Consider the following 23649-nt stretch of genomic DNA (forward strand, 5'->3'; position numbering starts at 1 on the left):
ACAAACACCAACGCGGCGCCCGCGACTTTTTTTAAAAACCCACCGAAAAAACCCACCGCCGGGGTGGTCCACCGGGGCGGGGGGGGGGCCCGCCCCGGGGGCCCGCCCCCCGCCCCTTCCCGCAGCGGTGCCGCTAGGAGCGCTCCTTGAGCGCCTGCTCGATGGTGCGCATCACCTCGTCGAGGGAGGCATCCGTCCTCGCCACCGTCACCAGGACCTCGCCCTGGGAGGTCACCGAAGCCGGCGTGGTCCGGGGCGCGGCGTCCCGCCCGGCGCCGATGCCCGTGCCGAACGTCCTGCGCACGATCGCGAAGGCGTGATCCAGCTGGGCCTCGACGTCCCCCTGGCCGCCGGCCCGCAGCCAGCGCCGCAGGACGTGGTTGTGGGCGGTGACGACCGCCGACGCGGCGACCTCCGCGAGCAGCGGATCGTCGTTGGCGTCGTCGTCGTGCGCGTGCTCGTCGAAGTGGCCGAGCAGATAGCGGGTGAACAGCCGCTCGTAGCGGGCCACCGAGGCGATCTCCGCCTCCCGCAGGGTCGGCACCTCGCGGGTCAGCTTGTAGCGCTGCACGGAGATCTCCGGCCGGGCCGCGTACATCTTCATGACTTCCTTGATGCCGCGGCACACGGTGTCCAGCGGGTGCTCGTGCGCGGGCGCGGCATTGAGCACCGCCTCGGCTCGGATCAGGGTGTCGTCGTGGTCGGGGAAGATCGCCTCTTCCTTGGAGCGGAAGTGGCGGAAGAAGGTGCGCCGGGCGACCCCGGCGGCCGCCGCGATCTCGTCGACGGTGGTCGCTTCGTACCCTTTGGTGGCGAAAAGCTCCATCGCCGCGGCCGCCAGTTCTCGGCGCATCTTGAGCCGCTGGGCGGCGGCGCGGCTGCCTGCGGCACTCTCCGGTGCGTCGGGCGTAGCTGGTGTGCGTGAGGACCTGGCGGGCTGGGACATGACCCGAACGTACTGCATGTGCGCAGGATGGTGCTCATGTCCCGGGTTCCCCCCGCCCCGCGCGGGCGGGGGGTCACCCAGGGGATCGAGCAGTCCGCCCCAGTCGGCGCCGCCTTCGAACCAGTCGCCGGGCCGGTCAGCGCTTGGCATATTCGCGGAAGCCGCGGCCGGTCTTACGGCCGAGGCAGCCCGCGGCCACCAGGTGTTCCAGGAGCGGCGCGGGAGCCAGGCCCGGGTCACGGAACTCGCGGTGCAGGACCTTCTCGATGGCGAGCGAGACGTCCAGACCGACCACGTCGAGCAGTTCGAACGGCCCCATCGGGTAGCCGCCGCCCAGCTTCATCGCCGCGTCGATGTCGTCGAGCGACGCGTAGTGCTCCTGCACCATCTTGACCGCGTTGTTGAGGTACGGGAAAAGCAGCGCGTTCACGATGAAGCCGGCGCGGTCGCCGCAGTCCACCGGGTGCTTCCTGATCGCCGCGCACAGCTCGCGGACCGTGGCGTGCACATCGTCCGCGGTCAGCACGGTGCGGACCACCTCGACCAGCTTCATGGCGGGCGCCGGGTTGAAGAAGTGCATGCCGATCACGTCCTGCGGGCGCGAGGTGGCGCGGGCGCAGGCGACGACGGGCAGCGACGAGGTGGTGGTGGCGAGGATCGCGCCGGGCTTGCAGACCTTGTCGAACGTGGCGAACAGCTGCTGCTTGACCTCCAGGTCCTCGGCGACCGCCTCCAGCGCCAGGTCGACGTCGGCGAAGTCGTCGTAGGAGCCCGTCGGCCGGATCAGGTCCAGCGTCTGTGCGGCCGCCTCGGCCGTCATCCGGCCCTTGTCGACCGAGCGCGCCAGCGACTTGCCGATCCGGGCCTTCGCGGCCAGCGCCTTCTCCTCGGTGCGGGCCGCGAGGACCACCTCGTACCCGGCCTTGGCGAACACCTCGGCGATCCCGGACGCCATGGTGCCGGAACCGGCGACTCCGACCGAGCGGACCGGCCGGCCCGCCACCGAGGCGGCGTCCGCGACCGGCGTCAGCGCGTCCTGTACGACGGTCGGGCTGCCGGGCGCCTCGTAGGTGTAGAAGCCGCGCCCCGACTTGCGGCCGGTCAGGCCCGCCTCGCTGAGCTGCTTCAGGATCGGTGCGGGCGCGTGCAGCCGGTCGTGGGAGGCCGCGTACATGGCCTCCAGAACGGTGCGCGCGGTGTCGACGCCGATCAGGTCGAGCAGGGCGAGCGGGCCCATGGGCAGGCCGCAGCCGAGCCGCATGGCGGCGTCGATGTCCTCGCGGGAGGCGTACTTGGCCTCGTACATCGCGGCGGCCTGGTTGAGGTAGCCGAACAGCAGCCCGTCGGCGACGAATCCGGGCCGGTCACCGACCGCGACGGGCTCCTTGCCGAGGTCCAGGGCGAGGTTGGTGACGGCGGTGACGGCCGCGGGCGCGGTCAGTACGGAGGAGACGACCTCGACCAGGCGCATCGCGGGCGCCGGGTTGAAGAAGTGCAGTCCGAGGACCCGCTCCGGGTGGGCCGAGTCGGCCGCCAGCCGGGTGACGGAGAGGGCGTTGGTGCCGGTGGCGAGGATGGTGTCCGGGCGCACGATGTCGTCGAGGGCCCGGAAGACCTGCTGCTTGATCTCGTACGACTCCGGGACCACCTCGATGACCAGGTCGGCTTCGGCCGCCGCGCGCAGGTCGGTGAAGGTGCGGAAACGGGCGAGGGCGTCCTCGCGCTCCTGCTCGGTCAGGCGGCCGCGGCTCACGGCTCGGGCGGTCGCGGCGTTCAGGGCGGCGACGGCCTTGGTGGCCGCGGCCTCGCTGATGTCGATGCCGACGACCTCGCGGCCGGCCCGGGTCAGCACCTCGGCGATGCCGGTGCCCATGGTGCCGAGACCGATCACGGCAATGGTCTTGAGCGGGGACAGAGGGGTGTCGGACAGGGGAGTGGCCATCGCGGGACTCCAGGAATGAGGGTGACGACTGAGAGGGCAGGCCTGGATACGCCGAAGGGCGCACACAGTGCGGAGAACGCGGGTGTCTGCCGGGCTGACGAGCGCACACGCCCGGTGCGTCCGCGGACGTGCACACGTCCGGGGGCGCTGTTCCGACCGGCCCTGTCCCGGAGCCGGGTCGTACTCGGGTACACGATGTACCGAACCGACGGGCGTCTCCCGCCCTGACGGCTGAGAGATGCCCCTGCAGTGGCTGCGTCACCAAACCACTGCGAGCCGCGAGCGGGTAGCTCGCTCGAATGAGCTTAACCGGTGGGTAACGAGCGCGCCACCCCTCGACTCTGTGATGTAGGTCCCCCGGTCGGGTCGGCCCCCCTACTCTCGGCTTCATGGACGAAGCGTTGCGATCGCTCACGGAACGTTTACGGATGGAGGCCGGCTCCTCGCCGGTGTACGGGCGGCTCGTCGCCACGGACGACCTCGACGAACTCGCCGCCGTGCTGACCGAGCACGGACAGCCGCTGTGGGCACGGGAGCTGGCCGCCTTCCGGCTGGGTGTGGCGGGGGACCGGAGGGCCTTCGAGACGCTCGTCCTGCTGCTCAACCATCGCGATCCCCAGCGATGTGTGTCGGCCGCGCACGCCCTGGCGCGGCTCGGCGATCCCCGCACCGCCCGCGCCGCGGCCGCCCTGGCCACCAACGAACTCCGCGTCGCCTACGCACTTCACCCCGTACGCCTGCTCGTGGCACTGCGCGCCCCCGAGTCCGTGCCCGCCCTGATCACCACGCTCCGGCGAAGACTGCGGCCGCACGACCCGTACCGGAAGGTGGCGCTCGCGTGTGTGGAGGGGCTCGGCGAGCTCGGGGACGCCCGGGCCGGATCCGTACTGAACGAGGCACTCGCCCACCCGGCGCTCGCGGAGGCGGCGGTGCACGCACTCGCGCGCATCGCTCCGCAGCGCTGAGCCCCGGCCGGAGGCGGTGCGGACCGCCTCCGTGAGCAGGGGCCGACCGGTGCCACCCCCGAGCAGGCCCGGGGCCGCCCAGAGCGCCTGCGACTCCGCGTTCCCGGTGCGGACTCACCCTCCCGGCACGGTCCGCGCGTGGCCCGGCCCACCGTCTCGCTGCCCTTCCCCGGTGCCTGGACGGTCTGGGAGGCGCCTCCGTCGCGGCCGGGTTCACCACCCGGCCGTCCATGGCGGAACCGTGGACGGGTGCCGCCGCGCCGGGCGACGGGTCATTCCGGCAGGACCGCGAACGCCTCGATCTCCATGAGGAACTCGGGGCCCACCAGCGCCGCCACCTGCACCGCCGACGAGGCGGGCAGGCGGTGCCCGGGTATGTGCGCGGCGCGGGCCGCGCGGATCGCCGGCAGGTACGCCATGTCCGTGACGAAGTAGGTCAGTTTGACCACGTCGTCGAACGTGGCCCCGGCGGCGGCCAGACAGCGGCGCAGATTCTCGAAGACCTGCCGGGCCTGTGCCGCCGGATCCCCCTCGCCGACGAGTCTTCCGTCCTCGTCCAGCGCAAGCTGACCGGAGATCGCGACGAAGCGTCCGGTGCCCATGACGACATGTGCGTACGCGGCGGCGGGCGCGACCCCGTCGGGGGCGGGGATTCTGGTCAGCTCACTCATGGGTCCATGGTGGACCACGGGTCTGACAACGCCCCCGACGGGCCGGCCGGCCTCTCAGCCGCGGAAGCCGAGCAGTCCGTGCAGTGTCGAACCGCTTGAGGAAGTGGCGGCCGACTTGGCGGTTTCCGGTTCGGGATCCGGCAGCTTCGCGCACACCGCGTCGATCCCGCCGCGGCCGTGCGGCACCGTTCCGTCGGTGAGATACGCCGTCAGGTACTTGTCGAGGCAGGAGTTGCCGCTCAGCGAGATGCCGTGGTTGCCGCCGCCCTGCTCGACCACCAGGCTGGAACCGCGCAGCAGATGATGGACCGTCACTCCGCCCTGGTACGGGGTGGCGGCGTCCTCGGTCGCCTGGAACAGCAGCGTCGGCGGCAGCGCGTCGTTGGCCACGTTCACCGGTCGCAGCGCGCTGGTCGGCCAGAAGACGCAGGGCGCGTTGTACCAGGCGTTGCTCCAGGCCATGAACGGCGCCTTTTCGTAGACCGCCCAGGTGTCCTTGCGCCACTGAGCCCAGCCGCGCGGCCAGGAGACGTCGCGGCACTGCACCGCGGTGTAGACGCTGTAGCCGTTGTCGCCCGAGGGGGCGACCGCTGCCATGGTCTGGTACGCGTCGACCAGCGGGCCGGAGTTCTTGTGGTTCACGTAGGCCGAGAACGCGGCGGCCAGGCGCGGCCAGTAGCCGTTGTAGTAGCCGCCCGGGATGAAGGTGTCCTCCAGTTCGGAGGCACCCACCTTGTTCCGGGCGGGGTTCTCGGCCAGAGCCGCACGCATCGCGTACCACTCGGCCCCTACCCGGGCCGGGTCGCTGCCCAGCCGGTACGTCCGGTCGTGCCGGGCGACCCACGACAGGAACGCCAGATGGCGGTCGTTGAAGGCGTAGTCCTGCTGGATGTTGTCGTCGTACCAGACGCCCGTGGGGTCGACGATGGAGTCCAGCACCAGTCGGTGCACCCGCTGCGGGAAGAGCTTCGCGTAGACGGCGCCCAGATAGGTGCCGTAGGAGTACCCGAAGTAGCTCACCTTCTCGGCGCCCAGCGCCTCCCGGATCGCGTCCATGTCCCGCGCGGCGTTGATCGTGTCGATGTACGGCAGCACGCTCGCGTACTTCATGGCGCAGGCCATGGCGAAGGAGCGGACGCGGGCGAGGTTGGCCCTCTCCACGGCGAGTGTGCCCGGCACCGAGTCCGGGCGCACCGGGTCGAAGTGGCCGGGGCGGCAGTCCAGCGCCGGCTCGCTCCTGCCCACGCCCCGGGGGTCGAAGCCGATGACGTCGTACTGCGCCGCCACCGCCTTGGGCAGCGCGGACGCGACGAACCCGGCGAGCTTCAGGCCGCTGCCGCCGGGCCCGCCCGGGTTGACCAGCAGCGGCCCCTGAGAGGTCTTCGCGGTGTGCGGGACGCGCGACAGCGCCACCGTGATCTGCCGTCCGCGGGGGTTGGCGTAGTTGAGCGGCACCGTCACGGATGCGCACTGGAGCGTCGGGTAGGCGGTGGTGGCGCACCTGTTCCAGGTGAGTCCGGTCGCTTGCGCGGTGTCCGCGGCGCGTGGGGCGTTCGCACCGGCCGGGACCGCGGGGAGCATCCCGGCCACCACGAGGGCGGCACCGCACAGTGCGGCTGCGCCTTTTCTCATGTCAGTCCTCCCAGGACGGAGGGGGCGGACCACGGCTGTCAGGTCCTCGCCGCATCGTCCCCGAAAGGGCCGCCCGACAGGGCGTGTTCCCGCGGCGCTTGACCCGATTGGGTAGCCCGAAGCGCTCGGATGCCTGCGGCGCGGTCAGAGGAGAGAGAGCTGGGTCGGCTCGCTCACCGCGGGTCCGGGCATCGCGGGGACGGGCGCCGGGGGCTCGGGCCGTCGGATGCGGCGCGGCATTCCGGCGGGCGTGGGCCCGATGCCGTACTCCCGTGCCAGTTCGTGCACCTGACGGGTGATCCGGCGCTGGTACCACTTCGGCGCGTAGGCACCGTCCGCGTACAGCCGCTCGTAGCGGCGTACGAGATAAGGGTGCCGATGCCCCAGCCAGGCCATGAACCACTCGCGGGCGCCCGGGCGCAGATGCAGTACCAGCGGGGTCACCGAGGTGGCCCCGGCGGCGGCGATCGCCCTTACGGTGGCGCGCAGTTGGGCAGGCTGGTCGCCGAGGAAGGGGATCACCGGGGCCATCAGGACACCGCAGCCGATGCCGTGCTCGCTCAGGGTGCGTACGACGTCCAGACGGCGCTCCGGCGCCGGAGTTCCCGGTTCCACGGTGCGCCAGAGCTCCTGGTCGACGAAGCCGACGGAGACGGAGATGCCGACATCGGTGACCTCCGAGGCCTGCCGGAGCAGGTCGAGATCGCGCAGGATCAGCGTGCCCTTGGTCAGGATGGAGAACGGGTTGGCGTGGTCGCGCAGGGCCGTGATGATCCCCGGCATCAGCCGGTAGCGGCCCTCGGCCCGCTGGTAGCAGTCGACATTGGTGCCCATCGCGATGTGCTCGCCGTGCCAGCGGCGCGAGCCGAGATGGGCGCGCAGCAGCTCCGGGGCGTTGACCTTCACCACGATCTGGGTGTCGAAGCCGAGGCCCGTGTCGAGGTCCAGGTAGCTGTGCGTCTTGCGGGCGAAACAGTAGACGCACGCGTGCGTGCAGCCTCTGTAGGGGTTGACGGTCCACTCGAACGGCATGCGGGAGGCGCCCGGTACCCGGTTCACGATCGAGCGGGCCCTGACCTCGTGGAAGGTGATGCCGCGGAACTCCGGGGCGTCGAAGGTGCGGGTGGTCACCGCGTCCGCGTCGAACAGTGCGGCGTCGCGGGCCGTGGCGGGGTTCTCGGCCAGATGGTCCCAGCGCATGGGCACCTCCTCGGTAGCACTGGCCACAGAATAGAACACATGTTCCCGTGATCGCGAGGTTGATTCGATTACGAGTTCGATTCGCGGGTGATTCCTTGGGGCACCCGGTCTGACCTGCTTCTTTCCCTACGGTCACACGGAAGCGGCAATGGTTCGACGGCGAGATCGGCGCGTCCACCGCCTCCGGGGCCGCGATCTGCGTCATAACGGATGGGTGGAGACGTCGACACCGTCGCAGCCCCTGTCCCCGGGCGTGCGCCCCCTCAGCCTGGACGCCGCGGGCGTCACCCTGTCCTGTCTGCTGGCCGAGCCACCGGACGGGGAGCCGCGGGCCACCGTGGTCGCCGTGCACGGCGGCGGTATGACGGCCGGCTACTTCGACGGCCAGGCCCACCCGGACCTGTCCCTGCTGACGCTCGGCGCGCGCCTCGGCTTCACGGTGCTCGCCCTGGACCGGCCCGGCTACGGCCTGTCCGCCGGACAGCTGCCCGCCGGGCAGAGCCTGGCCGAGCAGGCCGAGGTGCTGGACGCCGTCATGGACCGGTTCGCGCAGCGGCACGCCACGGGAGCGGGGTTCTTCCTGCTGGCCCACTCCTACGGCGGCAAGGTCGCCCTGGTCGCCGCCGCGCACACCCTCCGGCCGCTCGCCCTCGACGTGTCGGGCTGCGGCCACCGCTACGACATCGAGCCGGCCGATCTTCCCCGGGTCCTCAGCCGTTCCTCCTGGGGACGCAACTGGGGCCCGCTGCGGCTGTATCCGCCGGACACCTTCCGCTCCCTCGGAGCCCTGGTGGCCCCCATGCCGGTGCTCGAGGCCGACGAAGTCGCCCGCTGGCCGGGGACGTTCGAGGACCTCGCGCCCCGCCTCCGGATCCCCGTACGGATGACCTTCGCCGAGCACGAGGCCTGGTGGCTGCACGGCGAGCGGGACATCGCGGAGATCACCGCACTGCTGGCCGCGGCACCCGTCCTGCGGGTCGAACGCCAGCCGGACGCGGGCCACAACATCAGCCTGGGCTGGGCGGCCCGGTCGTACCATCTGCGCGCCCTCGGCTTCTTCGAGGAGTGCCTCGCGGCGCTCCGCGCCCGGCGCGGCCGGCCGGCCGTGGACGTCCGCCCGGTGCCGGCGACCACGGCGTCCCCGTCCGCGACCGTGCCCGGGGTGTGATGGGATGGCGGACGCCCCATCACACGTACAGGAAGAGGATGGTCATGGCGCAGGTCGAGGCCACGACGGAGCGGATCATCGCGGCGGACGCGGAGACGGTGTTCGACGCCCTCGCCGACTACAGCGGCATCCGCGCGCGGGTGCTTCCGGAGCAGTTCAGCGAGTACGAGGTGCGCGAGGGCGGCGACGGCGAGGGCACCCTCGTGCACTGGAAGCTGCAGGCCACCAGCAAGCGCGTCCGTGACTGCCTGCTCGAGGTCAGCGAGCCGACCGACGGGGAGCTCGTCGAGAAGGACCGCAACTCCTCGATGGTGACCACCTGGCGGGTCACCCCGGCCGGCGAGGGCAGGTCCCGGGTCGTCGTGACCACCACCTGGAAGGGCGCCGGCGGCATCGGCGGCTTCTTCGAGAGGACCTTCGCGCCCAAGGGGCTCGCCCGGATCTACGACGCGGAGCTGGCGAAGCTGGCCGCCGAGGTGGAGAAGTGACGCCGGCGGCGCACTGACGCCGGTGCGAAGCGACACCGAACGCGCCCGGCGCGAGCCTCCGGCTCCGTCGTGACCCTGTGTGCGCTCCGGGGCGTGAAGCCCTGAGTCCGAGCCCCGGAGTGCACATCGTCAGTCGTCCGGCCGAATCTCACGCTCACCGTTTCGAGTGGTTTTCCGCATGACGCGGTTGTACGCCGTAGGGCTCCGACCGGCGGATACCTCCGCACCGCCCCCTCACCTGGCAACTCGCCTCGCTTGAACGCAGTTGTCGCGCAATGCGAGAAATGGGCGGCGCAGAGGCGACGAGGGGAGCGGTACGTGGGCGGGACGACGGTGGTGGACGTGGACGACGAGCGGACCGTGCCGTCCGTGGTCCCGGACGCGCCCCGGGAGCCGGCCGGCGCCGAACGCCCCGCCGCACTGGCCCCCCGCCGGGTACGCCTCGTCTTCGTCGGGCTGATGCTCGCGCTCCTGCTCGCGGCCCTCGACCAGATGATCGTGGCCACCGCGCTCCCGAAGACCGTCGGCGAGCTGCACGGCCTGGACCGGATGTCCTGGGCGATCACGGCCTATCTGCTGACCTCCACCGTGGGACTGCCCGTCTACGGCAAGTGCGGGGATCTGTTCGGCCGCAAGGGCGTGTTCCAGTTCGCGATCGCCGTCTTCGTCGTCGGCTCCGCGCTCGCCGGACGGGCCCAGACCATGGACCAGCTGATCGCGTTCCGCGCCGTCCAGGGCGTCGGCGCCGGCGGGCTGATGATCGGGGTGCAGGCGATCATGGCGGACATCGTCCCGCCCCGTGAACGCGCCCGGTTCATGGGCCTGATCGGCGCCGCCTTCGGGCTCGCCTCCGTCGCCGGACCGCTGCTGGGCGGCTACTTCACGGACCACCTCTCCTGGCGCTGGTGCTTCTACATCAACGTGCCCTTCGGCCTGATCACCCTGGCCGTCGTCACCGTGGTGCTGAAGCTGCCGAAGCCCGCCGCGAAGGGCCGCCTGGACGTGCCCGGCACCCTGCTGCTGGCCGCCGCGTCCACCTGCCTGGTGCTGCTGGCCAGTTGGGGCGGAACCGAGTACGCGTGGGGTTCGCGCGTCATCCTGGGGCTCGGCGCCGGCGCGGCCGTCGCCGTCGTCCTTTTCGTGGCCGCCGAGAGGTTCGCCGCCGAACCCCTCATTCCGCTGCGGCTGTTCCGCGACTCCGTGTTCAACGTCACGGCCCTGGTGGGCCTGGTGGTCGGTGTCGCGCTGTTCGGCGCCGCCAGCTACCTCCCCACCTTCCTGCAGATGGCCGACGGGGCGAGCGCCACGGAGTCCGGGCTGCTGATGCTGCCGATGATGGCCGGGATCGTCGGTGCCTCCGTCATCGGCGGACATCTCGTCAGCCACACCGGCCGGTACAAGGTGTTCCCCGTGCTGGGCTGTGGCGTGGCGGCCGTCGGCATGTGGCTGCTGTCCCGGCTCGACCTGGGCACGACGCGGCTGCAGTACAGCGTCTGGATGGCGGTCCTCGGAGCGGGCATCGGCCTGGTGATGCCGGTGCTGGTCCTCGCCGTGCAGAACTCCGTGCGCCCCGCCGACCTGGGCACCGCGACCAGCGCCAACAACTACTTCCGGCAGATCGGCGGAAGCGCGGGCGCGGCCGTCTTCGGCACCCTGTTCGCGAACCGTCTCTCCGACGCGCTGGAACACCGCCTCCCGCCGCGCGCCGGCACCCGTCTGCCCGACCCCGAGTCCCTCACCCCGCAGCTCGTCCACGCGCTTCCGCCCGCCCTGCGCGACACGTACATCGAGGCGTACGCCGACGCCATGCCGAGGATCTTCCTCTATCTCGCGCCGGTGCTCGTCCTCGGCCTGCTCATCGCCTTCTTCCTCAAGGAGAAACCACTGGTGTCCCACAACGCCTCCGCCGAGTGCCCGCCCACCACCCAGGTCCCGCAGGCGCGTTCGCCGTACGCCGCAGGAGTGCCGGTCTGCGGCACGGTCCAGCACCCCGACGGCACCGTCGTGCCGCGTGCGGCGCTCACCCTCATCGACGTCGCGGGACAACAGATCGGGCGCGGCGCGAGCGGCGAGGACGGGCGGTACGCGCTGTCCACGCCGGGATCCGGGTCCTACGTCCTGATCGCCGCGGCCGGCGGCCACCAGCCGCAGGCGGTCTCGGTGACCGTGGGGGAGCGTCCGGTGGAACTGGACGTCGTGCTCGGCGGCGCGGGACGGCTGGCGGGCAGCGTGCTGACCGCCGACGGCACGCCGGTGCGCGACGCCGCCGTCACGCTCACCAACGTGCACGGAGAAGTGGTCGCGAGCACCCGCAGCGGGCGTGAAGGGGCCTATGTCATCACCGAATTGGTGGCCGGGGAGTACACCCTGGCCGCCAGTGCGCCCGCGTTCCGCCCGGCCGCGCTGCCCGTCAGCGTCCAGGCCTCCCGCGAGACCCGGCAGGACGTGGAACTCGCGGGCGGCGCGGTGCTGCGCGGCACCGTGCGCGCGGCCGGCGGGCGGCCGGTCGAGGACGCCCGGGTCACCCTGCTCGACGCGGCGGGCAACGTCGTCGACACGCTGACGACGGGAGCCGACGGAACGTTCCGGTTCGTCGATCTGTCATCCGGGGAGTACACCGTGATCGCGGCGGGGTACCCGCCGGTGGCCACCGTGTTGCAGGTCGCCGGGGGCGGCCGGACGGAGCGCGATCTGCAGTTGGGGCACGAGGACTAAGGGGGCGGGGCCTCGGTCGCCCTCACGCCGCAACCGGCGCTCCCGTCGTCCCCCGCACCTCCAGCGCCGGTGTGGTGAGCACCAGTTCGGCGGGGCGGGAGGGGTCGGCGATCCGGTCGAGCAGGCACTGGGCGGCGCGGCGGCCGACATCGTGGCTGCCGTTGTCCACCGTGGTGAGCCACAGGTGCCGCAGACGGGAGACGTAGGTGTTGTCGTAGCCGACGACGGAGAGGTCGCGGGGCACCTGGAGGCCGAGCTGCTCGGCCGCCGAGAGGGCGCCGACCCCCGCCATGTCGTTGAACGCCAGGACGGCGGTGGGGCGTTCGCGTGCCGAGAGAAGGCGGACCGCGGCCCGGTAGCCGCCCTCCTCGGTGAGATCGCCCTGTTCCACGACCGCCGTGTCCGCCAGACCGTGCTCGCGCATGACCGTCTCGAAGCCGCGTCGGCGCAGTTCCCCGACCACCCCCTGACCGGCGATGTGCGCGATGCGGCGGTGGCCGAGGCCGATGAGGTGCTCCGTGGCGAGCCGGGCGCCGTGTCCGTCGTCGCCCGCCACGATGTCCACCGCGGGCAGCCGGGGCTCGCGGGCCCCCGCGACCACAGTGGGAATCCGCGCCGCCGCCGTTCGCAGCGCCTCGGACGGCGGCAGGGTGCCCACGGCGATCAGCCCGTCGACCCCGAGGTCCGTGAACGTACGGGTGAGGTCCTCGCCGAGGCGCCGGCTGAGGCGCCCGTCGGCCATCAGCATGCGCAGCCCGGCGTCGTGCAGCCGGGAGTTGAGGCCGTCGAGCAGCTCCACGAACCAGGGGTTGCGCAGGTCGTTCAGCAGCACACCCACCGTACGGGTGCGCCGTTCGCTGAGACTGCGCGCTGCGGCGTTGGGGCGATAGCCCAGCTCCTCGACGGCCGCCAGCACGGCCTGCCGTTTCTCCGGGCGCACCTGGTCGGAGCCGCGCAGCACCAGGGAGACCAGCGATTTCGACACTCCGGCCCGTTCGGCCACATCGCGGATCGTCGGCGCTCTCATGTCTGGACCGTTCCATACGGCTCACCTGCTTGTCAAAGGATTGACAACTGCCAGAACGGGCTCCACTGTGGGCCGGAGCAGCTGTGGACCGGTCCAAAGAGGGGCAGTCATGGTGGGTAAGCTCGGCGTCGCCGTCGTGGGGTTCGGCTGGATGGGACGGGTGCACACCCAGGCGTACATCCGTGTGCCGCACCATTTCCCGCGGCTGCCGCTGCGGCCCGAACTGGTCGCCGTGGCCGACGAGGTGCCGGGCCGCGCCGAGGAGGCCGCCCGGCAGTACGGCTTCGCCACCGCCGTCCGCGACTGGCGGGAGGTCGCCTCCGACCCCCGCATCCAGGCGGTGAGCATCGCCGCGCCGAACTTTCTGCACCGGGAGATCGGCGTCGCCATGGCCGAGGCGGGCAAGCACATCTGGATCGAGAAACCGGTCGGCCTGACCGTCGGGGACGCCCGTGCGGTCGCGGGTGCCGTCGCCAAGGCCGGGGTGCGGGGCACGGTCGGCTTCAACTACCGCAACGCACCGGCGGTCGAGGCCGCCCGCGAGCTGGTCGCCTCCGGCGGGATCGGCACCGTCACCCATGTCCGCATCCGGCTCTTCAGCGACTACGCCGCTCACCCCGAGTCCGCGCTGACCTGGCGGTACGAGCGTGCCCGGGGCGGCAGCGGGGTCCTCGGCGACCTCGCCTCGCACGGGGTGGACCTGGCGCGCTTCCTGCTCGGCGAGATCGAGTCGCTGGCCGCCGACACCGCCGTCTTCATCCCCGAACGAGCCCGTCCCGCCGGCGCCACCGCGGGCCACACACGCGCGACGGGCGGCGAGCCGGGCCCGGTGGAGAACGAGGACTACGTCAACTGCCTGCTGCGCTTCGTCTCCGGGGCCCGCGGAGTCCTGGAGGCCTGCCGGGTCTCCGTCGGCGAGCAGAACAGCTACGGCTTCGAGGTGCACGGCACCGAGGGCGCGGTCTTCTGGGACTTCCGGCGCATGGGTGAACTGGGCGTCAGCCGCGGCGCGTTCTACCAGGACCAGCCGGTCAGCACCCTCTACGTCGGCCCCGGCCACGGCGAGTACGCCGCCTTCCAGCCCGGCGCCGCCAACGCCATGGGGTACGACGACCTGAAGGTGATCGAGGCTTACCACTTCCTGCGCTCGGTCGCGGAGGGCACGGCGTACGGCCCCACCCTCGACGACGCCGTGCACAGCGCCACCGCCCTGCACGCCATGAGCCGCTCCGCGCAGCTGCGGACCTGGGTGGACCTCCGCTGACCGCGCGGGCCGGAACGCGGCCGCCGCTTGGCTGCGGCACGGCGGCGCACCGATGCCCGGCCGGTTCAGGGGCGGACGAGCAACCGGAAGTCGAAGGAGTAGCGCGAGGCGCGGTAGATGTGGGTGCCGTACTCGACTGCGCGGCCCGTGTCGTCGTACGCCGTGCGCCGCATGGTCAGCAGGGCGGCACCCTCGGGCTCGCCCAGCAGGGCGCCCTCCCCGGGGGTGGCGGTGTCCTGGAAACTTTGCGAACGACTCGACCTGCGGAAGCGCCATACCGGTCTGCGGTGGGTAGAGATCGACCCCGATGCGTCGCATGGTGATCGGATCGAAACGCACGGCGGCCTCGGACATGTGTAGGCCGCACGGCAAGCCACTGTCAAGGCTATGTACTTACATTCGGACCTGCTTCTGAAATAATGTCTTAACAAAGTATTGACAGGTGGGTGTGGCAGGGACTTGTATCCCGTCCCAGCGAAACCGCCGGATCACCGGCACCCGGCCCGGACCCCCGGTCCGGGCCCAGCGTGGGGCCGCCGCCGGCGCCGTCCCTCTCCCTTTCCCCTTCCCCGGCCGCACAGTGAGGTGCAGGAAAGATGGACCGCACATTCCACCCCCGCCGCTCCCGCAGAGTCGTCCCCCTTGTCGCGCTGGCCGCGGCGTCCGCGCTGCTCGTCGCCGGCTGCTCCAGCAGCTCGGGCGGCAAGAAGGCGGAGGAGAAGAACTCCGGCGTCGCCGCGGGCAAGGCGACCACGCCCCGGATGACGGTCGCACTGGTCACCCACCAGGCCCCGGGCGACACGTTCTGGGACATCGTCCGCAAGGGAGCCGAGGCGGCCGCGGCCAAGGACAACATCAAGCTCGTCTACTCCAGCGACCCCAACGCGGGCACCCAGGCCAACCTGGTGCAGAACGCCATCGACCAGAAGGTCGACGGCATAGCGATCACCCTTGCCAAACCGGACGCCATGAAGGACGTCGTGGGCAAGGCGACGCAGGCGGGGATCCCGGTGGTCGGCCTCAACTCCGGGGTGAGCGACTGGAAGAAGCTGGGACTGCTGGAGTTCTTCGGGCAGGACGAGAGCGTGGCGGGAGAGGCGTTCGGCAAGAAGCTGAACGAGGTCGGAGCGAAGAACGCGGTCTGCGTGATCCAGGAGCAGGGCAACATCGGGCTCACCCAGCGCTGCGACGGCGTGAAGAAGACATTCGGCGGCAAGACGCAGATCCTCTATGTCAACGGCACCGACATGCCGTCCGTGAAGTCGACCATCACCGCCAAGCTGAAGCAGGACAGCTCCATCGACTACGTCGCCACGCTGGGCGCGCCCTATGCCCTGACCGCGGTGCAGTCGGTGGGCGACGCGGGCAGCAAGGCGAAGGTCGCCACCTTCGACCTCAACAAGGACCTCACCAACGCCATCCAGAAGGGTGACATCCAGTTCGCCGTCGACCAGCAGCCCTATCTCCAGGGTTATCTGGCGATCGACTCCCTGTGGCTGGAGAAGAACAACGGCAACTACAGCGGCGGCGGCGAACAGCCGGTGCTGACCGGACCGGCCTTCGTCGACAAGTCCAACGTCGACACCGTCGCGGCGTTCGCCGCGAAGGGCACGAGGTGATGGCCATGTCCGACCAGGCTGTGCCGGCGGTGTCCTCACCGCCGGCCTCCGGCCCCAAGGAGCGCGACGGCCGGGCCCTGCAGCGCCCCCTCCTGCTCCGGCTGCTCGCCCGGCCCGAGGTCGGCGTCTTCCTCGGGGCCGTCGCGGTGTTCGTCTTCTTCTTCGCGGCGGCGCCCACGTTCCGCACCGGCAGTGCGATGGCCACCGTCCTCTACCAGTCGTCCACCATCGGGATCATGGCGCTGCCCGTGGCGCTGCTGATGATCGGCGGCGAGTTCGACCTCTCGTCCGGTGTCGCGGTGATCACCTCCGCGCTCACCGCGAGCATGGTCAGCTACCAGCTGACCATGAACGTATGGGTGGGCGTGATCGTCGCCCTCGTGGTGTCGCTCGCGATCGGGGCGTTCAACGGCTGGATGGTGATGCGCACCGGGCTGCCGAGCTTCCTGATCACGCTCGGCACGTTCCTCGGCCTTCAGGGCATCAACCTCGCGGTCGCCAAGCTGGTCACCGGCAACGTGGCCACCGACGACATCAGCGACATGGAAGGCTTCGACCAGGCCAAGGCGGTCTTCGCCTCCTCCTTCACCGTCGGGGGCGTCCAGTTCAAGGTCACCGTCCTGTGGTGGCTCGGCTTCGCGGCCCTGGCCACCTGGGTTCTGCTGCGCACCAAGTACGGCAACTGGACCTTCGCGGTCGGCGGCAACAAGGACAGCGCCCGGGCCGTCGGCGTGCCGGTGAAGTTCACCAAGATCACCCTGTTCATGCTGGTCGGCTTCGGTGCCTGGTTCGTCGGCATGCACCAGCTGTTCGCCTTCAACACCGTGCAGTCCGGCGAGGGCGTCGGCCAGGAGCTGATCTACATCGCCGCCGCGGTCATCGGCGGCTGCCTGCTCACCGGCGGCTACGGCTCCGCGATCGGCCCCGTCTTCGGCGCCTTCATGTTCGGCATGGTCAGCCAGGGCATCGTCTACGCCGGCTGGAACCCCGACTGGTTCAAGGCGTTCCTGGGTGTGATGCTCCTCGGCGCCACCCTCATCAATCTGTGGGTCCGCCAGTCGGCGGCCCGGAGGTGATCCCCATGACGACCGACGACCTCGGCACCCCCAACGGCACGCCCACCCCGGCCGACCGGGTCCCCATCGTCGAACTGCGCGGTGCGGGCAAGTCCTACGGCAACATCCGCGCCCTGCACGGCGTCGACCTCGCCGTCCACCCCGGCAGGGTCGCCTGCGTCCTGGGCGACAACGGCGCCGGCAAGTCCACCCTGATCAAGATCATCTCCGGGCTCCACCAGCACACCGAGGGCGAGCTCCTCGTCGACGGGCGACCGGTGCGCTTCAGCACCCCGCGCGAGGCCCTGGACCGCGGCATCGCCACCGTCTACCAGGACCTGGCGACCGTGCCCCTCATGCCGGTGTGGCGGAACTTCTTCCTCGGCTCCGAGATGACCAAGGGACCCTGGCCGGTCCGCCGCCTCGACATCGCCCGGATGAAGAAGACCGCGGACGACGAACTGCGCAACATGGGCATCGTCCTCGACGATCTCGAACAGCCCATCGGCACCCTCTCCGGGGGCCAGCGCCAGTGCGTGGCCATCGCCCGCGCCGTCTACTTCGGAGCCCGCGTCCTCATCCTGGACGAGCCCACCGCCGCCCTCGGCGTCAAGCAGTCGGGCGTGGTCCTGAAGTACATCGCGGCCGCCCGCGAGCGTGGCCTGGGCGTCATCTTCATCACCCACAACCCGCACCACGCCTATATGGTCGGCGACCACTTCAGCGTGCTGCGCCTGGGCACCCTGGAGCTCAGCGCCGACCGCACACAGGTCGGCCTGGAAGAGCTGACCAACCACATGGCCGGCGGCGCCGAACTCGCCGCCCTCAAGCACGAGCTGGCACAGGTCGGCGGCGTCGACGTCCAGGGCCTGCCGGAAGAGAAGGACCTCCGGGCGCCCGTGGCCGCACCTCCGGAAGGGAACTCCTGACATGACCCCTGCCCTGGACCGCATCCGGGTCGGCTCCGCCCCGGACTCCTGGGGCGTCTGGTTCCCCGACGACCCACGGCAGGTGCCCTGGGAACGCTTCCTCGACGAGGTCGCCGAGGCCGGCTACTCCTGGATCGAACTCGGCCCCTACGGCTACCTGCCGACCGACCCGGCCCGGCTCACCGACGAGGTGGACAAGCGGAACCTGAAGGTCTCGGCGGGCACCGTCTTCACCGCGCTGCACCGCGGACCGGCCGTATGGGAGTCCACCTGGGAGCACGTGGGCCGGGTCGCCGCGCTCACCCAGGCGATGGGCGCGCACCACCTGGTGGTCATCCCCTCCTTCTGGCGGGACGACGAGACCGCCGAGATCATCGAGCCGTCGGAGCTGACCGCCGAACAGTGGGGCCACCTCGGCAGGGGCATGGAGCGGCTCGGCCGCGAGGTCAAGGAGACCTATGGCCTCGACATCGTCGTCCACCCGCACGCCGACACCCACATCGACACCGAGGAGCACGTCGGGCGCTTCCTCGACGCCACCGACTCCGGCCTCGTCAACCTCTGTCTGGACACCGGGCACTACGCCTACTGCGGCGGCGACAGCGTCAAGCTCATCGAGACCTACGGCGAGCGCATCGGCTACCTCCACCTCAAGCAGGTCGACCCGGAGATCCTCGCCGACGTCGTGGCGAACGGGGTGCCCTTCGGGCCCGCCGTGCAGCGCGGCGTGATGTGCGAACCCCCGGCCGGCGTGCCCGCGCTGGAACCGGTGCTCGCCGCCGCCCAGGGCCTCGGGGTCGACCTCTTCGCCATCGTCGAGCAGGACATGTACCCCTGCCCGCCGGACCGGCCGCTGCCCATCGCCGTCCGCACCCGCGCCTTCCTCCGCTCCTGCGGCGCGTGACCTCCGAAGGGACGAGCGCTTTTCCACAGGGCTGGTCACGCATCGTCACGAGCGCGTACGGTTTCGTGCCATGAAGATCCTCATCAGCGCCGACATGGAGGGCGCCACCGGTGTGACCTGGCCGGCCGACGTGCTGCCCGGGACGCCGCAGTGGGAGCGGTGCCGGACCATGTTCACTTCGGACGTGAACGCCGCCGTGCTCGGTTTCCTCGACGGCGGCGCCGACGAGGTGCTGATCAACGAGGCGCACTGGACCATGCGCAATCTGCTCCTGGAACGGCTCGACGAGCGGGCGCAGATGCTCACCGGCCGTCACAAGTCCCTGTCCATGGTGGAGGGCGTCCAACACGGCGACGTGGACGGCATCGCGTTCGTCGGCTACCACGCGGGCGCCGGTATGGAAGGCGTGCTGGCGCACACCTACCTCGCCAACTCCATCACCGGAGTCTGGCTGAACGACGTCCGCGCCAGCGAGGGCCTGCTGAACGCGCACGTCGCCGCCGAGTACGGCGTGCCCGTCATCCTGGTCACCGGCGACGACGTGGCCTGCGAGGACGCGCTGGGCTACGCGCCGGAGGCGCTCAAGGTCGCAGTCAAGGACCACGTCTCCCGGTACGCGGCCGTGTGCCGCACACCCGCCAGGACCGCCGCCGACATCCGCGCCGCCGCCAAACAGGCGGCCGCGCTGGCGGTACGTCTGGAACCGGCCGATGAGGGCCCGTTCACCGTGGCACTCGAGTTCGACGCCGAGCACCTCGCGATGGCCGCCACCGTCGTCCCGGGCGTGGACCGCATCGGCGAGCGGAAGGTGGCGTTCACGAGCGCGACCATGTACGAGGGCATCCGTACCTTCAAGGCGGTCACCACGATCGCCTCGGCTGCGGTGGAGGAGCAGTATGGCTGACCGGCAGGCACTCGACGAGGTCGTGCGCTTCACCTCGGACCTCATCCGGATCGACACCACCAACCGGGGCGGCGGGGACTGCAGGGAGCGGCCCGCCGCCGAGTACGCGGCGGCGCGGCTGGCCGAGGCGGGCCTGGAGCCCACGCTGCTGGAACGCGCCGAGGGCCGGACCAACGTCGTCGCCCGGATCGAGGGCTCCGACCCGTCCGCGGACGCGCTGCTCGTCCACGGCCACCTGGACGTGGTGCCCGCCGAGGCCGCCGACTGGAGCGTGCACCCGTTCTCCGGAGAGGTGCGCGACGGTGTCGTCTGGGGCCGTGGCGCGGTCGACATGAAGAACATGGACGCGATGATCCTCGCGGTCCTGGCGGCCTGGGCTCGCACGGGCGTGCGACCACGCCGCGACCTCGTCGTCGCGTTCACCGCCGACGAGGAGGCGAGCGCCGAGGACGGTTCCGGGTTCCTGGCGGACCGCCACGCGCACCTCTTCGAGGGGTGCACCGAAGGAATCAGCGAGTCCGGAGCGTTCACGTTCCACGACGGCAGCGGCCGGCGCATCTACCCCATCGCGGCGGGCGAGCGCGGCACCGCCTGGCTCACCCTGACCGCCCGCGGCCGGGCAGGCCACGGCTCCAAGCCGAACAGCAGCAACGCCGTCACCCGGCTCGCCGCCGCCGTCGCCCGGATCGGCGCCCACGAGTGGCCGCTGCGGCTCACCCCGACCGTGCGTGCCGCGCTCACCGAGCTCGCCACCCTGTACGGCCTCGACGCCGACCTCGACGACCCCGTCGCCACGGACGACCTCCTGGAGAAGCTGGGCCCGGCCGCGGCACTGGTCCGGCCGACCGTCCGCAACAGCGCCACCCCGACCATGCTCCGCGCCGGTTACAAGGTGAACGTGATCCCGGGAGAGGCCGTCGCCCACATCGACGGCCGCTATGTGCCCGGCTGTGAGGACGAGTTCCGCACCACCCTCGACGAACTGACCGGAGAGGACGTGGACTGGGAGTACCACCACCGCGAGGTCGCCCTCCAGGCACCGGTGGACTCACCGACGTTCGCCCGGATGCGGGCCGCCGTCGAGGAATTCGCACCCGAGGGACATGTGGTGCCGTACTGCATGTCGGGCGGCACGGACGCCAAGCAGTTCTCGCGCCTCGGCATCACCGGATACGGCTTCGCGCCGCTGAAGCTGCCGGAGGGCTTCGACTACGAGGCGCTCTTCCACGGCGTCGACGAACGCGTCCCCGTGGAGGCCCTGCACTTCGGCGTCCGCGTCCTCGACCGCTTTCTGCGGACGGCCTAGGGGGTGGGGGAGATGGCGCGGATCCTGCCCTACGGGGAATGGCCCTCGCCCATCGACGCGGCGCTCGCCGCCGGGCACGACGGGCAGCCGGAGTCGGTGGACCTCGTGGGCGAGGAGGCGTGGTGGACCGAGCCGCGCCCCACGGAAGGCGGCCGCCGCACCCTCGTGCGGCGCACGGTCGACGGTGCACAGGAGACGGTGCTGCCCCCGCCGTGGAACGTGCGCAGCCGGGTCATGGAGTACGGCGGCCGGTCCTGGTCTGGCGCCATGCGTCCCGAGGGCCCGCTGCTGGTCTTCGTCAACTTCGCGGACCAGCGGCTGTACGCGTACGAGCCGGCGGCGCCCGGTGACGGGCCGCGCCCGCTCACTCCCCTTTCGCCCGTGGGCGGCGGACTGCGCTGGGTCGACCCGCAGTTGCATGTCGAGCGCGGCGAGGTGTGGTGCGTGCTGGAGGAGTTCACCGGCGACGGGCCCTCGGACGTACGCCGGGTGGCGGCCGCGGTGCCCCTGGACGGTTCCGCGGCGCAGGACCGGCATGCCGTTCGGGAACTCACCGATACCCGGCACCGCTTCGTCACGGGGCCCCGCCTCTCGCCGGACGGGCGGCGTGTGGCATGGATCGCCTGGGACCATCCGCGCATGCCGTGGGACGGCACCGAGCTCATCGTGGCCGAGGTGACCGGCGACGGGACACTCCGGGAGCCGCACATCCTCGCCGGCGGCCCCGAGGAGTCCATCCCCCAGGCCGAGTGGGCGGCCGACGGCTCCCTGCTGTACGCCAGTGACCGCGGCGGCTGGTGGAACCTGTACCGGGACGGCGTGGCGCTGTGCCCCCGCGCGGAGGAGTTCGCCGGGCCGCTGTGGAAGGTCGGCCTGCGGTGGTTCGCTCCGCTGGAGAGCGGGCTGATCGCCGTCCTGCACGGCAGGGGAGCGAGCCGGCTGGGCATCCTCGACCCGGACAGCGGCGAGGTCGTCGACGCGGCCGGACCGTGGACCGAGTTCGCCGCCACCCTCGCCGCGCACGGCAGCCGGATCGTCGCCGTCGGCGCGAGCCCGCGCACCGCGTACGAGGTGGTCGAACTGGATGCGAAAACCGGCCGCGCCCGGGTCGTCGGCGCCGCCCACGAGGACGCGGTGGATCCCGCGTACTACCCCGACCCCCGGGTCCGTACCTTCACCGGGCCCGGGGGCCGCGAGATCCATGCGCACCTGTATCCGCCGCACCACCCCGGTCACACCGCGCCCGAGGGCGAGCTGCCGCCCTATGTCGTGTGGGCGCACGGCGGGCCCACGAGCCGGGTCCCGCTCGTCCTCGACCTGGAGATCGCCTACTTCACCTCGCGCGGCATCGGCGTCGTCGAGGTGAACTACGGCGGCTCGACCGGATACGGGCGCGAGTACCGCAACCGGCTCCGCGGACAGTGGGGCGTCGTCGACGTCGAGGACTGCGCGGCCGTCGCGGCCGCCCTCGCCGACGAGGGCACCGCCGACCGGAGCCGGCTCGCCGTGCGGGGCGGCAGCGCGGGCGGCTGGACGTCGGCGGTGTCCCTGACGACGACCGACGGCTACGCCTGCGGCACGATCATCTATCCCGTCCTGGACCTGAAGAGCTTCGGCTCGGGAGAGACCCACGACTTCGAGTCCCGCTATACGGAGACCCTGGTGGGGCCCTACTCCGAGGTTCCCGACCGGTATGCCGAGCGGTCGCCCCTCGAGCACGTCCACCGGATCACCGCCCCCTTCCTGCTGCTCCAGGGGCTCGAGGACCCCATCTGCCCGCCGGCGCAGTGCGAGCGGTTCCTCGCCCGGCTGGCGGGGCGGCGGGTCCCGCACGCCTACCTCGCCTTCGAGGGCGAGGGGCACGGCTTCCGGCGGGCTGAGACCATGGTGCGTGCCCTGGAGGCCGAGCTGTCCCTGTACGCGCAGGTCTTCGGGTTCGCCCCGCCCGGCATACCGACCCTGGAGCTCAGCAAGTGAACCCTCTCGTACGGCCGCCCAGACTCGCCCCCGGCGCCCGCGTGGCCGTCGTCGCGCCCAGCGGGCCCGTGGTCGAGGAGCGGCTCGCCGCCGGGCTCGACCTTCTGCGCGCCTGGGAGCTGGACCCGGTCGTGGGCCCGCATGTCCTTGACCGGCACCCCGACTACCCCTACCTCGCGGGCACGGACGCCGACCGGGCCGCCGACTTCCAGGCCGCGTGGTGTGACCCGGACGTGACCGCGGTGCTGTGCGCCCGCGGTGGATACGGGGCGCAGCGCATGGTGGACCTGCTCGACTGGGACGCCCTGCGGGCCGCCGGGCCCAAGGTGCTGGTCGGCTTCAGCGACATCACCGCGCTGCACGAGGCGTTCGCGGTCCGGCTCGGCCTGGTCACGCTGCACGGCCCGATGGTGTCGGCCGTCGACTTCCTGAAGAACGCGCGGGCGCAGGAGCATCTGCGGGCCACGCTCTTCGAGCCGGAGTCCGTGACGACCATCCGCGCTCTCGGCGGGACGGTGCTCGTGCCCGGTCGCGCCCGGGGTGTCACCTTCGGCGGCTGTCTGAGCCTGCTCGCGGCCGAACTGGGCACCCCGCACGCCCGGGCCGGCACACGCGGAGGACTGCTGATGATCGAGGACGTCGGCGAGGAGGCGTACCGCGTCGACCGGATCCTCACCCAGCTGCTGCGCTCCGGCAGGCTCGACGGCGTCGCCGGGATCGCGTTCGGGTCCTGGGAGCAGTGCGGTCCGTACGAGCTGCTGCGGCGGGTTCTCACCGACCGGCTCGGCGGCCTTGGGGTACCGGTGGTCGAGGAGTTCGGCTTCGGGCACGGCGAGGGCGCGCTGACGATCCCGTTCGGGGTCGGGGCCGAGCTGGACGCGGAGGCGGGGACGCTGGCGCTGGCCGAGCCGGCGCTGGCCTAGCTCCGCGGCCCGGG

General features: G+C 71.6%; 19 protein-coding genes and 1 pseudogene. 13 read left to right on the forward strand and 7 right to left on the reverse strand.

What is annotated here, in order from left to right; all coding sequences use genetic code 11:
• Positions 1–133: 133 nt before the first annotated feature.
• Both LZ604_RS15470 and LZ604_RS15475 read right to left on the reverse strand, forming a co-directional pair.
• Complete coding sequence (locus LZ604_RS15470; RefSeq protein WP_234515681.1) at positions 134–964, reverse strand: TetR family transcriptional regulator; 831 nt, start codon at positions 962–964, stop codon at positions 134–136.
• A gap of 118 nt (positions 965–1082) precedes the next feature.
• On the reverse strand, positions 1083–2888 hold the full coding sequence (locus LZ604_RS15475) for a 3-hydroxyacyl-CoA dehydrogenase family protein (protein ID WP_234515682.1): 1806 nt from the start codon (positions 2886–2888) through the stop codon (positions 1083–1085).
• 389 nt (positions 2889–3277) lie between these two features.
• Here LZ604_RS15475 and LZ604_RS15480 point away from each other — a divergent pair, with 389 nt between their 5' ends.
• Positions 3278–3853 carry an adenylosuccinate lyase gene (locus LZ604_RS15480; RefSeq protein WP_234515683.1) on the forward strand — a complete coding sequence of 192 codons (576 nt, stop codon included), beginning with the start codon at positions 3278–3280 and terminating at the stop codon, positions 3851–3853.
• A gap of 272 nt (positions 3854–4125) precedes the next feature.
• Here LZ604_RS15480 and LZ604_RS15485 read toward each other — a convergent pair whose 3' ends face one another.
• The 3 genes from LZ604_RS15485 to LZ604_RS15495 all read right to left on the reverse strand — a co-directional run bounded on the left by LZ604_RS15485 (position 4126) and on the right by LZ604_RS15495 (position 7356).
• On the reverse strand, positions 4126–4524 hold the full coding sequence (locus LZ604_RS15485; RefSeq protein ID WP_234515684.1) for a RidA family protein: 399 nt from the start codon (positions 4522–4524) through the stop codon (positions 4126–4128).
• A 54-nt stretch (positions 4525–4578) separates the two neighbouring features.
• The gene (locus LZ604_RS15490; protein WP_234515685.1) at positions 4579–6156 is read right to left on the reverse strand and encodes an alpha/beta hydrolase; all 1578 of its coding nucleotides are present in this window, start codon (positions 6154–6156) and stop codon (positions 4579–4581) included.
• 144 nt (positions 6157–6300) lie between these two features.
• Positions 6301–7356 carry an Rv2578c family radical SAM protein gene (locus tag LZ604_RS15495; protein WP_234515686.1) on the reverse strand — a complete coding sequence of 352 codons (1056 nt, stop codon included), beginning with the start codon at positions 7354–7356 and terminating at the stop codon, positions 6301–6303.
• 214 nt (positions 7357–7570) lie between these two features.
• Here LZ604_RS15495 and LZ604_RS15500 point away from each other — a divergent pair, with 214 nt between their 5' ends.
• The 3 genes from LZ604_RS15500 (at position 7571) to LZ604_RS15510 (ending at position 11727) form a co-directional block, all read left to right on the forward strand.
• Positions 7571–8524 (forward strand): alpha/beta hydrolase family protein, encoded by a 954-nt coding sequence (locus LZ604_RS15500; RefSeq protein WP_234515687.1) that lies wholly within the window; start codon positions 7571–7573, stop codon positions 8522–8524.
• Positions 8525–8568: 44 nt separating this feature from the next.
• Complete coding sequence (locus tag LZ604_RS15505; RefSeq protein ID WP_234515688.1) at positions 8569–9012, forward strand: SRPBCC family protein; 444 nt, start codon at positions 8569–8571, stop codon at positions 9010–9012.
• Positions 9013–9330: 318 nt separating this feature from the next.
• On the forward strand, positions 9331–11727 hold the full coding sequence (locus LZ604_RS15510) for an MFS transporter (protein ID WP_372482145.1): 2397 nt from the start codon (positions 9331–9333) through the stop codon (positions 11725–11727).
• Between the two features lie 22 nt (positions 11728–11749).
• On the opposite strand, the gene LZ604_RS15515 is transcribed toward LZ604_RS15510, so the two are convergent.
• Positions 11750–12754 carry a LacI family DNA-binding transcriptional regulator gene (locus LZ604_RS15515; protein ID WP_234515689.1) on the reverse strand — a complete coding sequence of 335 codons (1005 nt, stop codon included), beginning with the start codon at positions 12752–12754 and terminating at the stop codon, positions 11750–11752.
• A 109-nt stretch (positions 12755–12863) separates the two neighbouring features.
• Here LZ604_RS15515 and LZ604_RS15520 point away from each other — a divergent pair, with 109 nt between their 5' ends.
• Positions 12864–14018: a Gfo/Idh/MocA family protein gene (locus tag LZ604_RS15520; protein ID WP_234515690.1), complete on the forward strand. Its 1155-nt coding sequence runs from the start codon at positions 12864–12866 to the stop codon at positions 14016–14018.
• A 65-nt stretch (positions 14019–14083) separates the two neighbouring features.
• Here LZ604_RS15520 and LZ604_RS15525 read toward each other — a convergent pair.
• Positions 14084–14248 (reverse strand): annotated as a pseudogene (locus tag LZ604_RS15525) (UTRA domain-containing protein); the annotation flags it as partial.
• Between the two features lie 366 nt (positions 14249–14614).
• Between LZ604_RS15525 and LZ604_RS15530 the strand changes: the two are divergent.
• From LZ604_RS15530 to LZ604_RS15565, 8 genes are all read left to right on the forward strand, one after another.
• Positions 14615–15637 carry a sugar ABC transporter substrate-binding protein gene (locus tag LZ604_RS15530; RefSeq protein ID WP_234515691.1) on the forward strand — a complete coding sequence of 341 codons (1023 nt, stop codon included), beginning with the start codon at positions 14615–14617 and terminating at the stop codon, positions 15635–15637.
• The gene (locus LZ604_RS15535; protein WP_234515692.1) at positions 15637–16713 is read left to right on the forward strand and encodes an ABC transporter permease; all 1077 of its coding nucleotides are present in this window, start codon (positions 15637–15639) and stop codon (positions 16711–16713) included. The genes LZ604_RS15530 and LZ604_RS15535 overlap by 1 nt, the downstream gene beginning before the upstream one ends.
• Positions 16714–16718: 5 nt before the next feature.
• On the forward strand, positions 16719–17621 hold the full coding sequence (locus tag LZ604_RS15540) for an ATP-binding cassette domain-containing protein (protein ID WP_234515693.1): 903 nt from the start codon (positions 16719–16721) through the stop codon (positions 17619–17621).
• Between the two features lies 1 nt (position 17622).
• Positions 17623–18525 (forward strand): sugar phosphate isomerase/epimerase family protein, encoded by a 903-nt coding sequence (locus LZ604_RS15545; protein WP_234515694.1) that lies wholly within the window; start codon positions 17623–17625, stop codon positions 18523–18525.
• A gap of 70 nt (positions 18526–18595) precedes the next feature.
• Positions 18596–19429 (forward strand): M55 family metallopeptidase, encoded by an 834-nt coding sequence (locus LZ604_RS15550; RefSeq protein ID WP_234515695.1) that lies wholly within the window; start codon positions 18596–18598, stop codon positions 19427–19429.
• Entirely contained in the window at positions 19422–20735 is a 1314-nt protein-coding gene (locus LZ604_RS15555; protein WP_234515696.1) for a M20/M25/M40 family metallo-hydrolase, read from the forward strand. Before LZ604_RS15550 ends, LZ604_RS15555 begins: the two co-directional genes overlap by 8 nt.
• Positions 20736–20747: 12 nt before the next feature.
• Complete coding sequence (locus tag LZ604_RS15560; RefSeq protein WP_234515697.1) at positions 20748–22712, forward strand: dipeptidyl-peptidase 5; 1965 nt, start codon at positions 20748–20750, stop codon at positions 22710–22712.
• Positions 22709–23635 carry a S66 peptidase family protein gene (locus tag LZ604_RS15565; protein WP_234515698.1) on the forward strand — a complete coding sequence of 309 codons (927 nt, stop codon included), beginning with the start codon at positions 22709–22711 and terminating at the stop codon, positions 23633–23635. Before LZ604_RS15560 ends, LZ604_RS15565 begins: the two co-directional genes overlap by 4 nt.
• Positions 23636–23649: the final 14 nt, after the last annotated feature.

Source organism: Streptomyces glomeratus (assembly GCF_021462825.1).
In the GTDB taxonomy this organism is placed as follows: domain Bacteria; phylum Actinomycetota; class Actinomycetes; order Streptomycetales; family Streptomycetaceae; genus Streptomyces; species Streptomyces glomeratus.